Annotated in this window: 12 protein-coding genes; 4 read left to right on the plus strand and 8 right to left on the minus strand. The window is 52.7% G+C overall.

Annotated elements, in window-relative coordinates:
* Positions 1 to 2 precede the first annotated feature (2 nt).
* The 5 genes from ACX1CU_RS15135 to ACX1CU_RS15155 form a co-directional block, all read right to left on the minus strand.
* Entirely contained in the window at positions 3 to 803 is an 801-nt protein-coding gene (locus ACX1CU_RS15135) for an ABC transporter ATP-binding protein (protein ID WP_459399099.1), read from the minus strand.
* Entirely contained in the window at positions 797 to 1,942 is a 1,146-nt protein-coding gene (locus ACX1CU_RS15140; protein WP_459399100.1) for an MlaE family ABC transporter permease, read from the minus strand. The genes ACX1CU_RS15135 and ACX1CU_RS15140 overlap by 7 nt, the downstream gene beginning before the upstream one ends.
* Positions 1,943 to 2,313: 371 nt before the next feature.
* On the minus strand, positions 2,314 to 2,631 hold the full coding sequence (gene tmaR, locus ACX1CU_RS15145; RefSeq protein ID WP_459399101.1) for a PTS system regulator TmaR: 318 nt from the start codon (positions 2,629 to 2,631) through the stop codon (positions 2,314 to 2,316).
* A 31-nt stretch (positions 2,632 to 2,662) separates the two neighbouring features.
* Complete coding sequence (locus ACX1CU_RS15150; protein ID WP_459399102.1) at positions 2,663 to 2,791, minus strand: hypothetical protein; 129 nt, start codon at positions 2,789 to 2,791, stop codon at positions 2,663 to 2,665.
* A gap of 1 nt (position 2,792) precedes the next feature.
* Positions 2,793 to 3,851 (minus strand): FUSC family protein, encoded by a 1,059-nt coding sequence (locus ACX1CU_RS15155; protein WP_459399103.1) that lies wholly within the window; start codon positions 3,849 to 3,851, stop codon positions 2,793 to 2,795.
* Positions 3,852 to 4,043: 192 nt separating this feature from the next.
* Between ACX1CU_RS15155 and ACX1CU_RS15160 the strand changes: the two genes are divergently transcribed.
* Positions 4,044 to 4,790, plus strand: coding sequence for a S24 family peptidase (locus ACX1CU_RS15160; RefSeq protein ID WP_459399104.1), 747 nt, complete (start codon positions 4,044 to 4,046; stop codon positions 4,788 to 4,790).
* Positions 4,791 to 4,823: 33 nt separating this feature from the next.
* Here ACX1CU_RS15160 and ACX1CU_RS15165 read toward each other — a convergent pair whose 3' ends face one another.
* Complete coding sequence (locus ACX1CU_RS15165; protein WP_459399105.1) at positions 4,824 to 5,933, minus strand: SDR family oxidoreductase; 1,110 nt, start codon at positions 5,931 to 5,933, stop codon at positions 4,824 to 4,826.
* A 323-nt stretch (positions 5,934 to 6,256) separates the two neighbouring features.
* Between ACX1CU_RS15165 and ACX1CU_RS15170 the strand changes: the two genes are divergently transcribed.
* Positions 6,257 to 6,445, plus strand: coding sequence for a DNA polymerase III subunit theta (locus tag ACX1CU_RS15170; RefSeq protein ID WP_459399106.1), 189 nt, complete (start codon positions 6,257 to 6,259; stop codon positions 6,443 to 6,445).
* 100 nt (positions 6,446 to 6,545) lie between these two features.
* Entirely contained in the window at positions 6,546 to 7,973 is a 1,428-nt protein-coding gene (gene sbcB, locus ACX1CU_RS15175; protein ID WP_459399107.1) for an exodeoxyribonuclease I, read from the plus strand.
* A 59-nt stretch (positions 7,974 to 8,032) separates the two neighbouring features.
* Here the strand turns inward: sbcB and ACX1CU_RS15180 are convergent, their stop codons facing one another.
* Together ACX1CU_RS15180 and ACX1CU_RS15185 are read right to left on the minus strand one after the other, a co-directional pair.
* Positions 8,033 to 9,403 carry an APC family permease gene (locus ACX1CU_RS15180; RefSeq protein WP_459399108.1) on the minus strand — a complete coding sequence of 457 codons (1,371 nt, stop codon included), beginning with the start codon at positions 9,401 to 9,403 and terminating at the stop codon, positions 8,033 to 8,035.
* 487 nt (positions 9,404 to 9,890) lie between these two features.
* Positions 9,891 to 11,309 carry a glutamine synthetase family protein gene (locus ACX1CU_RS15185; RefSeq protein ID WP_459399109.1) on the minus strand — a complete coding sequence of 473 codons (1,419 nt, stop codon included), beginning with the start codon at positions 11,307 to 11,309 and terminating at the stop codon, positions 9,891 to 9,893.
* A 397-nt stretch (positions 11,310 to 11,706) separates the two neighbouring features.
* Here ACX1CU_RS15185 and puuR point away from each other — a divergent pair, with 397 nt between their 5' ends.
* Complete coding sequence (gene puuR / locus ACX1CU_RS15190) at positions 11,707 to 12,264, plus strand: HTH-type transcriptional regulator PuuR (RefSeq protein WP_459399110.1); 558 nt, start codon at positions 11,707 to 11,709, stop codon at positions 12,262 to 12,264.
* The last annotated feature ends 40 nt before the right edge of the window (positions 12,265 to 12,304 follow it).

Raw genomic sequence — 12,304 nt, forward strand, 5'->3', positions numbered from 1 at the left:
TCTTATTGCCTCTCTCGAATGTTCGTTACGGCCTGTTGCGCAGCCCGCCCACGCGGGCCATGGAAGTACTCTTGGATCCAGGCATCATCGGTGGCGGCCACGACGTCCAGCGAATCAACCACCAGCACCTTTTTCTGCGAAAGCACGGCAACCCGGTCACAGATAGTATAGAGGGTGTCCAGATCGTGGGTGACCAGGAACACCGTCAACCCCAGCGCATCACGCAGCGTACGGATCAGGCTGTCAAAGGCCGCCGCACCGATCGGATCCAGCCCGGCGGTGGGCTCATCCAGAAACAGAATTTCCGGATCCAGCGCCAAGGCTCTGGCCAGTGCGGCACGTTTCACCATGCCGCCAGAAAGTGATGCCGGGTATTTATTGCCCGCGGTGGCAGGCAAACCCGCCAGCGCCAGTTTTACCTGAGCCAGTTGTTCCGCATCGCTGCGTTGTAATCCGGCGTATTCAATCAGCGGCAATGCCACGTTTTCGGTGACGGTCAGCGAACTGAACAGCGCTCCGCGCTGGAACAGCACGCCAAATCGCCTTTCCAGCGTGGAACGGTGTAGGCCGGAAAGCGCCATCAAATCTTCGCCAAAAACATGAATCTGCCCCGCCGTTGGGCGACGTAGCCCAACGATACTGCGCAACAGCACGGATTTACCAGTGCCAGAGCCGCCGACAACGCCCAGAATTTCACCACGCCGGACATCAAGATCAAGATCCTCATGAACACACTGTTTGCCAAAACAGTTACGCAATTTACGAATGCGAATAATGGCTTCAGGGGCTGCTTGGTTCACCATCCCATCTCCATGAAAAACAGTGCGGCGACGGCATCAAGCAGGATCACCACAAAGATTGAATGTACTACGCTGGAGGTGGTGTGCGCCCCTACCGAGGCGGCGCTGCCACTGACTTTGAACCCTTCCAGGCACCCGACAATAGCAATCAGGAAGGCAAAGACTGGCGCTTTGCTCATCCCTACCAGGAAATGCTGCAATCCGCCGCTACCCTGCATGATGGTCAAAAACATGGTAGGCGAGATATCCAGCGTTAGCACACATACCATCGCGCCACCAAAGATCCCGCTGATCATGCCGACAAAGGTCAGCATCGGCAGCGCAATCAGCAACGCCAATACGCGTGGCAGCACCAGCATTTCCACCGGATTCAGCCCCAACGCCTGGATCGCGTCGATTTCCTCATTGGCTTTCATCAGGCCAATCTGCGCGGTAAACGCACTGGCGGTTCGGCCCGCCATTAATATGGCGGTAAGCAACACGGCAAATTCACGCAGGAAGGAAAACACCACCAGATGGACGGTAAAAATACCGGCACCAAAGGTAGCCAACACCGTTGAGCCCAGGAAGGCGATAACCGCGCCAACCAGGAAGGTCAGCAGCATAATGATGGGCACCGCGTTGAGGCCGATTTGCTGAATATTGGCCACCAGTGAGGTGAGCCGCCAGCGTGAAGGGCGCAGCAGGCTGCCAAACAGCGCTTGCAGAGTCAGGCCAATGAACCCCAGCAGATCGATAAAGTTTTGCCAGAAACTGGTCATGGATTGGCCAATATTGGCCAACAGTTCAACCAGTAAACTCGGTGGTGTTTCTGGCTCCGGTAGCTCAAACCCTTGCAGAGAACGGCCGACGGTTTCCAGCAGAACGCGGCGTTCAGCAGGCAACGAAGGCGCAGTCTGGCTGAGGTTGAGTATCCGCTCGATGCCAAGCAGGTTGACCAGCAATGTGGCCCCGGCGGTATCAAGAACGCCCAACTGGCTGAGATCAAACGCCGCATTATCGGGCAACCGAGTCTGCAATTGTCTGACGCCAGGCTCCAGCAGTCGGTAGTGTGCAAGCACCCAATCACCGCGTGCCAACACGCGAGGGGGATGAACAGTGTCGTCCAGATTGAGCAATGCGCTGAGCTGTTGTTCTGTCATAAAAAGAACCTGTTACCCTTTACCGGGCTACGTCATCGCAACATAGCTAAATTAGTGGCTCATCTATGAGTAAAGTACCATTTTTATTATTCATGAAAATTATGAATATCAGACTGATTTACACTTCATTGTTCAAAAACAGCGGCAACATGGATTAAGCCACCGCACTGCGTCAAAACAATCACCAGAAGGCTTGCTGCAAGACGATACTCTAAGCGTAGCGGGTCCAGGCTGATTTGCTATGTCAGCTTAAAAAATCAATGCGTAACACGATAATTCAGAATGGGTTTTGTAGCAGAAATACAGGCAGCGTAAGAGGATTCAGCAGGAACATGCAGGGCTGGAAAGTGCCAGCCCTGACAGTAGAAAATTTACTTCACTTCGCCCATGGCTTTCAGCTTTTTGGACAAATCACGGCGCTCTTTAGACAGGTCAGCATTTTTGATGATGTAGTCGTCAACACGATCTTCATAATCACTGCGCATGTTGGCAATAATGCCCTGAATATCTTCAATGCTCATACCTGGTTTGATGTACTCACTCAGGTTGTCGAGCAGCAGCACACGCTTCTGGTTGTCACGAACTTTCTTTTCGTTGTCGGTAATTTCACGCTGCAGCTTGTTTTTACGGCGGAACATACGCACAAACTCCAGTACGTCCTGAAAACTCGGCTTATTTGCATTATCCATCTTCATACCCTTGCTTTAGTAATACACAGATTCATTTGCTGACGGCCACAATCACTCCAAGATACAGGTTTGTGCCCGTCAGGCACAACTCCCATTGGCCTATCTTACCCACTTTAGCGCCCCAGCCAAAACCCGAAGCACCGCCTTCATGATCTAACACCCTATTCCCGCACGCGGGACGTACATACCTTGAGCAAATCACTCAATTCCTCAAGCTGTTGCGCCAGTTCCATACTCAGCCACATATAACCGCAGATCGAGGCATCACAGGGCTGCTCAGCGCTGGCCTCCTGCATCAGGGCTTTGAGCTCGCAGGCGATCTCGCTCAGATCCCCTGACTCCGTTCGCACTTCACCGTAGCGCATCATATCCGCCAGCGATTCGATCGAGCGCAGCGTCAGCAATTGCGCACTGCGCAGGGTTTTGGCGTTCAGCAGAATAAAGCGGGTTTCTCGCGAGGCCCAGTAAGCCCCAACCAGCAGCTCCAGCGTACACACCAGATTACGGGTCAGGGTTTGCACCGCTTCGAATACCTGTTCGGGAATCGGGGTTTCTTCGCTGGCTGGCTGGAGCAACCCGCGTAGCTTGACCACCTGAGCCAGTAACTGTTTCATCCGCGTTTCCAGGCGTGGGCGTTCAAGCATATTAGGTGACAGGTAAGCACCGTAGATCTGGCCGACAGACTGCAAACAATCGGCCATCTCCATGCGCCAGAGCATATATGCGTGCTGCGGATAGATGCTGGTGAACAACAGCGCCAATATCGAGCCTAAAATCACATCGCCGCCACGCCACAGGGCAACCGGCATATTTTCCGCCCCAGCACCACACATCGCTGCCAGCGTAATACCGATCAACAACGCCATAAAAGGCCGTTTACCCAGCGTTAGATAACCACAGAAGAACATCACGATGCCGCACCAGATTAGCATCAGCGGCAGCGAGTGAAATTCGAGATAAAGCGCAATCAGGCCAGAAACCGCCCCCAAAAGCATGCCGGAGACGCGCTGCAGCGCTCGTTGCAGCACGTTGCCCCAGAAAGAAATCGGCCCCATGACGACGACCAGGGTGATCAGCGGCCAGATGCCTTCCGGCACCTTGAGCGTGCGCAGCAAAAGGAAGGTAATGATAAACGCCAGCCCGATACGCACACCGTGAACAATGCGGTAGTTGCGATAAAGCAGGCGTTCAACAGAAGAGATCTCTCGGTCTAAGCGCACGTTGTCATCACCGACGAAGCCATAAAATTTTATTCTAGTGGAGGAAAAACACTTACGTATAACGTTGAATGTACAAAGATGTTTCCCACCTTGCGAGAAACCCTATGGGCATTTAGCTCAGCGCTAAATACGGGGCCCCTTTTCTGTCGCATAAGGATTTACCTTTTTGCTAAAGGGTGCGATCATCGGCCAATGGAAACTAAAGAAATTAGGCGCAATAATCTGCGCGATCTGATGGCGCATTATGCCCGCCAAGGCACCAACCAGAATGAATTTGCCATACTGGTAGATTCTTCTGCGCCAACGCTGAGCCAGATCACCGGTGAAAAATCCTCCCGCAATCTGGGCGATAACCTCGCCCGGCGCATCGAAGCTAAGCTGAGCTTGCCGAAAGGCTGGTTCGATGTATTCCATGAAAAAGCACTGGAGCATCCCTTTGCCGACGTTGCAGCGGAGTCCGATTTCCAACCCGCGCGGCTCAGGCCCGTCGTCTGGGAGGATACCGATCAGGACAAAGAAGAATTTGTGGAGATCCCCTTGCTGGATATCGATTTTTCTGCCGGTGACGGTTGCTATGAAATCGTTGATTGTGAAGAGTTTTCGCTGATATTCCGCCGCTACTACCTGCATAAAATGGGCGTACCGGTCAATGCAGCACGTATTATCCGCATCTCCGGCTCCAGTATGGAACCGCGCCTGCAAGATGGTGATGTCGTAGGCATCAACACCGCCGATATCCGTATCCGCGAAGGGAAAACCTATGCCATTCGCCATGGCAACCTGTTGCGGGTCAAAGTCCTGATCGAACAGCCCGACGGCGGCGTCGTTATCCGCTCACTGAACCGGGAAGAATATCAGGATGAGCATCTCAGCTATCCGCAGCGCAAAGACCAACTGGTGGTGCTGGGCCGCGTCTTCTGGTCATCCTCATCCTGGTGAGCAAGCAGGGCATCGCTGCGGATGCCCTGCCTGTTATTTAAAATCCACCACCATTTGCTGAGGTATCGACAACCCACGCGTCGACTGCACGCAGCAGGCAATATAATCGGTAAAGCGCGGCGGCTTCGGCATGCCCAGCTTGAGGATTTTCTCATTGCTAAACCGCACGTTGAGCATGGCAAATGAGCCATACAGGCGCATCGCTTTCAGCATCAGGCGCTCATTGCACGGCCCGAAAATATCCTTCAGTTGTCTGCGCATTTGCAGCAGAGCCTCGTAACTGACCTGTGCATAATGATCGCCAACCGGTGGTTTCTCCAGCGCTGCCGCGATGGCGTGATCGATATCGGCAAAGCTGACGCTGCTCTCTTCACCGGCAGAGATATGATAAACGTCGTTATCCAGCGTATCGCGGTTCAGCAACATCACCAGCGCGTCAGCACAATAATCCACCGGGATCACGTCGATATTGTCCTGCAACGAACACATAAACTTACGCAGCATCAGCGCCATGCTGAATACCCAGAAAATGCTGCTGGAAGGCTGGCAGCCCAAACGCGTGTGGCCAACTACGATCGAAGGCCGCGCAATCACCAATGGCAATTGTGGGCAAGTCTGCCGCATCAGTTGCTCAATCGTCGATTTGGAGCGGGTGTATTCCACCAAATGCTCGGCAGTTTCCTCAAATTCCGCGCTTTCTGCCACTAACGAGCCAGGTTCAGGAGCACAGGACATCGCCGTGCCTACATGCAGGAAACGTTTTAATCCTTTAACCTGCGCCATTCTTTGCGCAAAAGCCAAAGTTCCTTCAACGTTAACTTTCCAAATAAGCGGGTTATTACCGAATGAAGCCACGGCGGCACAGTTAACCACATGAGTGACATTGTTAATACGTGTGTCTGCCAAAAATTGTTCGGGCTCGCTTAAGTCACCCAGTAAAATATTTTCTGTTGTTAGTTTATCCAGAATACATTTATCAATATTAAACTTTTCCATATTGCTACAAATACGGTTCAAACCCTGCTGTTTATCCTCGGCACGCACCAGAAAAAGATAGTTAATATCTTGATTATCAATCAGTAAATTCTCGAGCACTGCACCACCGAGAAAGCCCGTAGCACCGGTCAATAAAAGCGTTTTCATACTGGATACCCATATTGCATTGAATGTGCTGGATTGTATGCCTGAATATGTAAACGAAAATTAAATAGGAACCAAGTGGGCTGGAAATTAATTTTATTAATATTGTCTTAAGGGATATTTTGAAACATCCACGTGGCGTTTAGTCACATTATTCCCCATATTATTAGTAGTTGTTTATATAACATTGACGCTAAGCCTGATTTAATTCCCTGATATAGCCTATTGAGTCAGAATCGTTCTGTTCTGCAAGCGTCCTCCCTAAATGGGGTAGCGACAAACTCGCCCTGCGGTCCTATGATGCTTTTTCGTTCAAGGAGAAAGATATGGTGCGAAAACTGGATAACTTGCCCAAGCAAGAACGCGAAAAGATCCACACCGACCTGTTAGCCCTAAGCGTTATTTATAATGAACGCTACGGACATGCTTCGGGGCTAGAAAATGCCGAAGAAAACGTGCCTGCTCATCTGCTCAACTACTTTCATCAACGCCTGCTCTACTATCGCAATGCGTAATCACCCGCATTTCTTTGCTTAAGCTAAACCACTGCTTGGCATCGTTCATGGCACCGTTACAATAGAGGCATATTACCTACGCCAATAAAGAGATGCGATTTTGAGCAGCAAGGCTCCGGCTACATTTTATATCCACGATTACGAAACCTTTGGCATAAGCCCATCGATGGACCGCCCAGCGCAGTTCGCTGGCGTGCGTACCGATATGGATTTCAATATCATCGAAGAACCGCTGATCATCTACTGTGCTCCGGCCGATGACTACCTGCCCGACCCGGAAGCAGTGATGATCACCGGCATCACGCCGCAACAGGCCCTGGCCAAAGGGGTGAATGAGGCCGAATTTGCCCGGCAGATCCACCAAGCGTTCAGCGTGCCCGGCACCTGTATTCTCGGCTACAACAATATTCGTTTTGATGATGAAGTCAGCCGCAACATCTTCTATCGCAGCTTTTATGACCCCTACGCTTACAGTTGGCAAAACGGCAATTCGCGCTGGGATCTGCTTGATGTGATGCGTGCCTGCTATGCATTACGTCCTGAGGGTATCCACTGGCCGGAAAATGAAGAGGGTTTCCCCAGCTTTCGCTTAGAACACCTGACGCGTGCCAACGGCATAGAACACGAGAATGCCCACGATGCAATGGCCGACGTTTACGCGACCATTGCCATGGCCAAGCTGGTCAAGCAGGCGCAACCCCGACTGTTTGACTATCTGTTACAGCACCGCAATAAACACAAACTGAACGCGTTGATCGACATTGCCGAGATGACCCCGTTGGTGCATGTTTCCGGCATGTTTGGTGCCACACGCGGCAACACCAGTTGGGTTTCGCCGCTGGCCTGGCACCCAGAGAACAAAAACGCGGTAATCATGTGCGACTTAGCCGGTGACATCACGCCACTACTGGAACTGAGCGCCGATGAACTGCGTGAGCGTCTCTATACCCGGCGCGATCGGCTGGCCGCCAATCAGGCACCGGTGCCGATTAAGCTGGTACATATCAACAAGTGCCCGGTGCTGGCGCCGGCTAAAACGCTGCTGCCGGAAAACGCCGAACGATTGGGTATCGATCGCCAAGCCTGCCTGCAAAATTTGCAGGTGCTGCGCCAACACCCGGAAATTAGAGAAAAGGTGGTAGCCCTGTATGCCGAGGCTGAACCCTTTACTTCGATCGACGATGTGGATGCCAAACTGTATGACGGCTTTTTCAGCGATGCCGACAGGGCTGCCATGAAAATTATCCAGCAGACCAAACCGCAGAATCTGCCCGCGCTGGATTTAACCTTTAACGATGGCCGGGTGAAAGAACTGCTGTTTCGCTACCGTGCGCGCAATTACCCGAACACGCTGGATGATGCCGAGCAGCGCCGCTGGCTGCAGCATCGCCAAGCCATGCTCAACGCCGAGCGAGTGCAAAACTATCTGTTGCAGTTAGAAGCGCTGTATAACCTGCATGAAGGGGATCAAGAGAAAACAGCGCTATTGAAGGCGTTGTTTGATTACGGTAAGCAGTTGGTGGGCTAACCGAAACAACAAAGGGCGCAAATTGCGCCCTTTGTCATGTGGTTAACAGACAGTTTCAGTTAAGCAACGTCTTCACTCGCCTGCGGTACCGGCAAACGGAAACTGCGGGTGACAAACGCCAGATAGATCAGGCCAATCGCAGCCCAAATCAGGCCCAGCGTCATTGAGCTGGACTCCAGGTTGATCCACAGTGCACCCACGGTCAGCGCCCCTAACACCGGCAGGACCAGATAATTGAATTTCTCTTTCAGGGTACGATTCAGCTTGTCACGGATGTAGAACTGCGAAATCACCGACAGGTTTACGAAGGTAAACGCCACCAGCGCACCGAAGTTGATCAACGCCGTCGCGGTTACCAGATCGAACGACACCGCAGAGAGCGCAATCGCCCCCACCAGCAGCACGTTCAACGCCGGAGTACGCCATTTCGGATGCACATAACCGAAGAAGCGCTCTGGGAATACGCCGTCACGGCCCATCACATACATCAGGCGTGATACACCCGCATGAGAAGCCATACCTGAAGCCAGTACGGTCACGCAGGAGAATACCAGGATCACCGACTGGAAGAACTTGCCAGCCACATACAGCATGATTTCAGGCTGTGATGCATCCGGCTCCTTGAAGCGTGAAATGTCTGGGAAGTACAGCTGTACAAAGTAAGACACCACGATAAAGATAATGCCGCCGATCAGCGCCGTCAGGAAGATGGCTTTCGGGATCACATTCTCTGCATCTTTGGTTTCTTCCGACAACGAACTGATGCCGTCAAAGCCGAGGAACGAGAAGCACAGGATGGTCGCACCGGTAATCATCGGCACCACATGGGCATTATCAGACCAGAACGGGCGGCTGCTGACCAGCGTACCCGCCCCTTCGCCGTTGGAAATCCCATGGATGACCAGGCCAAGGAACACGATCATGATCGCCACCTGCACCACCACGATAATGGAGTTCAGGTTGGCTACCAACTTGATGCCGCGCAGGTTGAAAGCCGTCATCAGCGCAACCAGCACCGCGACGAAGATCCATGAAGGCACGCCTGGGAAGATCGCTTCCAGGTAAATTTTTGCCAGCAGGATGTTGATCATCGGCATGAACAGGTAGTCCAGCAACGATGACCAGCCCACCATAAAGCCAACGTGTGGGCTGATGGCTTTCTGAGCATAGGTATAGGCAGAACCCGCAGACGGGAACTTACGTACCAGTTTGCCGTAGCTCAGCGCGGTAAACAGGATCGCCAGCAGAGCAAAGGCATAGGCGGTAGCGACGTGACCATCGGTCAGGCCGGAGACAATGCCAAAGGTATCAAAGATAGTCATCGGCTGCAGATACGCCAGGCCCATCATGACTACCGGAACCAAAGTGAGAGTTTTGCGCAGTTGAGCGCGCTGGCCGGCTGGTGCGGCGCTGATGATGTTATCGGACATCGCGCAGCCCCCCCTTACCTTCTGCCTTGCGGATAAGAGACACGCCAAGACTTAAGGTTGCGGGGAAACTTCGCAACGTGCGACTGAATTCTAAAAGGGGGATGAGGGAAGCTGGATAACAAGTCGATACTGCCTTGACTGCTCCATAATCGCTGCGGCCGCAGCGGAAACCGGCGGGTACCGGTGCTAAAGTGAAAAATTGCCCCATCTTTCTAATCCTCATGAGTCACGACCATAGAGTTTTGGTTGATCGCGACGAACCTATTTATCTATCCGGCTCGATGTCCGGCCTCGCTTGGTGTGTGAAATTCACAGTTTGTAGAACGTAAATGCAAAAAAATAACCGACGCGTTAAAACGTCGGCTATCTTCATGGGGATATTTTGCCCTAGAAAACCACCGGAAGACAAGCTCCAGAAACCTTCTTACACAAATTCTTTTGCCGATCGCGCGGAAAACCCTCTTCTCGGCAGATGCTGAAGGCTCATTCAGGCATTTTTCAACATCCAGTCGATCTCGGTTTCGGTAACCAGCCGTTCGAATTGCATCAGTTCATCCATCTTGCAGGCGTGATAAATGTGCGAGAAACGCTCACCAAGATGCCGGGTCAGTTCATGCTGATGCTCAAACTCGTACAATGCATCGCTCTGGCGGATCGGGAATGGCACGCCTTCCTGCTCAAGACCGTTACCGGTTACCGGTTCAGGCAGCGGTAGTTCGGTATCCAGCCCATAGAGTATGCCCGCCAGGATCGCCGCCACCACCAGATAAGGGTTGGCATCAGCCCCGGCTACCCGATACTCCACGCGGTGGTTATCCACATCGCTACAGGGAATACGCAGCGCTACGGTACGGTTGTTGTGCCCCCAGGAAGCCTGGACCGGCACATACATGCCCGGTTGAAAACGGCGGAACGCATTGATGTTAGGGGCCAACAGCGCCATGGAGGCGGGCATCAGGGTGATCATTCCGGCCAAGGCACGCTTCAGCAGCGCCGAGTCTTCACCATTCGGCTCGGCAAACAGATTTTTACCCGCGCTGTCCACCATGCTGATATGCACGTGCATCCCGCTGCCAGCATAATCCTCGTAGGGTTTGGCCATAAAGGTGGCATGCATGTGATGGTTTTCTGCCACCTGCCGCACCAGGCGTTTTAACGCCAGCGCATGATCGCAGGCCTGCAACACATTGTCGGTATGATTCAGGTTCACTTCGAACTGGCCTGGCGACGCCTCTGCCACCGCACCATCGGCCGGTAAGCCCTGCATCTGTGCCAGTGCGTCGATATCGTTCAGCACTCCGGCAAAGTGGTTGAGATTATCCAGCGAATAGACCTGGCTCTGTACGTTGCGCTCCTGCGTTCCGGGCGCGCACGGCGGTTGCAGATAGCCTTCAGAATCCCGCTGTCGATCGATGAGATAAAACTCCAGCTCTACCGCTACCACCGGGAATAATCCACGCTGGCGCAATGTCTGCCATATTCGATTCAGGACATTGCGAGGTTCAACGTCAAAGGGAGTACCATCTTCATCCAGCATGGTCAGCAATACCTGGCCGATATGCTCGGGATCTGCCGCCGATGGCGTTAACGTTCCTGGCACCGGAATGCAAATTCGGTCAGGCTCACCCAGTTCCTGGCCCAAACCGGCCTCTTCCACCACGTTGCCAAGAATATCCATGGCAAACACGGATGCGGGGAAATAGCAGCCTTTTTCTATTTTTTTCAGCCCGGAGATGGGAATACGTTTGCCGCGGAAGGAACCATTCAAATCATTGAGAAGGATATCGATATACTGTGTGGCAGGATGGCGTTCCAAGTAGTGAGCAACCTCACTTTGGAACGCGCTACTTCGCCTATCTTCACTATGCTGTGCAAAATTTTCAACTGCTGCGCTATTGGTTTGCATACATCACCCGCCGTTGTGCTTTTGGGAATGCTCGCGCATTCGCTTGCCGATCGATTCAACACATGGTCTGAATTCTCTAGTAGAGTGCGCCTGAAGCAGCGCTCGAAATAACACCCATTAAATGAAACATAGCCTTAACAGAATTGCTTTGCAAATGTTACAATCACGTTTGATTATTCGTCACGGGCTGCTAAATTGATAAAATATTGACCGAAAAGGCGTTGTTTGGCGTTTTTGTGTACATTATTTTTTCCGCCAGAGCCACGGTGAATATGGGCAATATATTTTCCAATAGCTGCCCAACTACCGATATCATATTGTATCGATATCACTCCGACAGGTACCCGGCTCCGGGTATTACCTCAGCCTGTCGCCCCTATCAGAAGGAACTACCGCTATGAGCGAAGTCAGCTTGGCACCAGGCAAGCGCCTGTCGCAGATCCGTCAACATTTGGGTTTGTCGCAGCGCAGGGTCGCCGAACTGTCCGGATTAACCCACAGTGCCATCAGCACCATTGAACAGGACAAAGTCAGCCCTGCCATCAGTACGTTGCAGAAGCTGCTAAAGGTCTATGGATTATCACTGTCTGAATTTTTTGCCGAACCCGAACGGCGGGATGAGCCCAAAGTGGTCATCGAACCAGAAGACCTGATCGAGATCGGCAGCCAGGGCGTATCCATGAAGCTGGTGCATAACGGCAGCCCGACGCGCAACCTGGCCATGATGCTGGAAACCTACCAGCCCGGCACCACCACCGGTGAGAAGATCAAGCATCAGGGGGAAGAGATCGGCACCCTGCTTGAAGGCGAAATCATGCTGACGGTCAACGGCCAGAGTTACCTGCTGACAGCGGGCCAGAGCTATGCCATCAACACCGGAATGCCCCACAGTTTCAGCAATACGTCGACGCGCGTCTGCCGAATCATCAGCGCACACACCCCCACCACCTTCTGACACGCCAAGACCGAGGGGGCAATAGCGCACAGCCTGTTGC

The sequence above is a fragment of the Serratia sp. D1N4 genome (assembly GCF_054552755.1).

What these genes read in the sequence shown, in the direction of transcription:
- ACX1CU_RS15140 (WP_459399100.1), bottom strand. Translation starts at nt 1,942, where the DNA reads ATGACAGAACAACAGCTCAGCGCATTGCTCAATCTGGACGACACTGTT.
- ACX1CU_RS15135 (WP_459399099.1), bottom strand. Translation starts at nt 803, where the DNA reads ATGGTGAACCAAGCAGCCCCTGAAGCCATTATTCGCATTCGTAAATTG.
- ACX1CU_RS15170 (WP_459399106.1), top strand. Translation starts at nt 6,257, where the DNA reads ATGGTGCGAAAACTGGATAACTTGCCCAAGCAAGAACGCGAAAAGATC.
- ACX1CU_RS15185 (WP_459399109.1), bottom strand. Translation starts at nt 11,309, where the DNA reads ATGCAAACCAATAGCGCAGCAGTTGAAAATTTTGCACAGCATAGTGAA.
- ACX1CU_RS15180 (WP_459399108.1), bottom strand. Translation starts at nt 9,403, where the DNA reads ATGTCCGATAACATCATCAGCGCCGCACCAGCCGGCCAGCGCGCTCAA.
- puuR (WP_459399110.1), top strand. Translation starts at nt 11,707, where the DNA reads ATGAGCGAAGTCAGCTTGGCACCAGGCAAGCGCCTGTCGCAGATCCGT.
- tmaR (WP_459399101.1), bottom strand. Translation starts at nt 2,631, where the DNA reads ATGGATAATGCAAATAAGCCGAGTTTTCAGGACGTACTGGAGTTTGTG.
- ACX1CU_RS15165 (WP_459399105.1), bottom strand. Translation starts at nt 5,933, where the DNA reads ATGAAAACGCTTTTATTGACCGGTGCTACGGGCTTTCTCGGTGGTGCA.
- ACX1CU_RS15160 (WP_459399104.1), top strand. Translation starts at nt 4,044, where the DNA reads ATGGAAACTAAAGAAATTAGGCGCAATAATCTGCGCGATCTGATGGCG.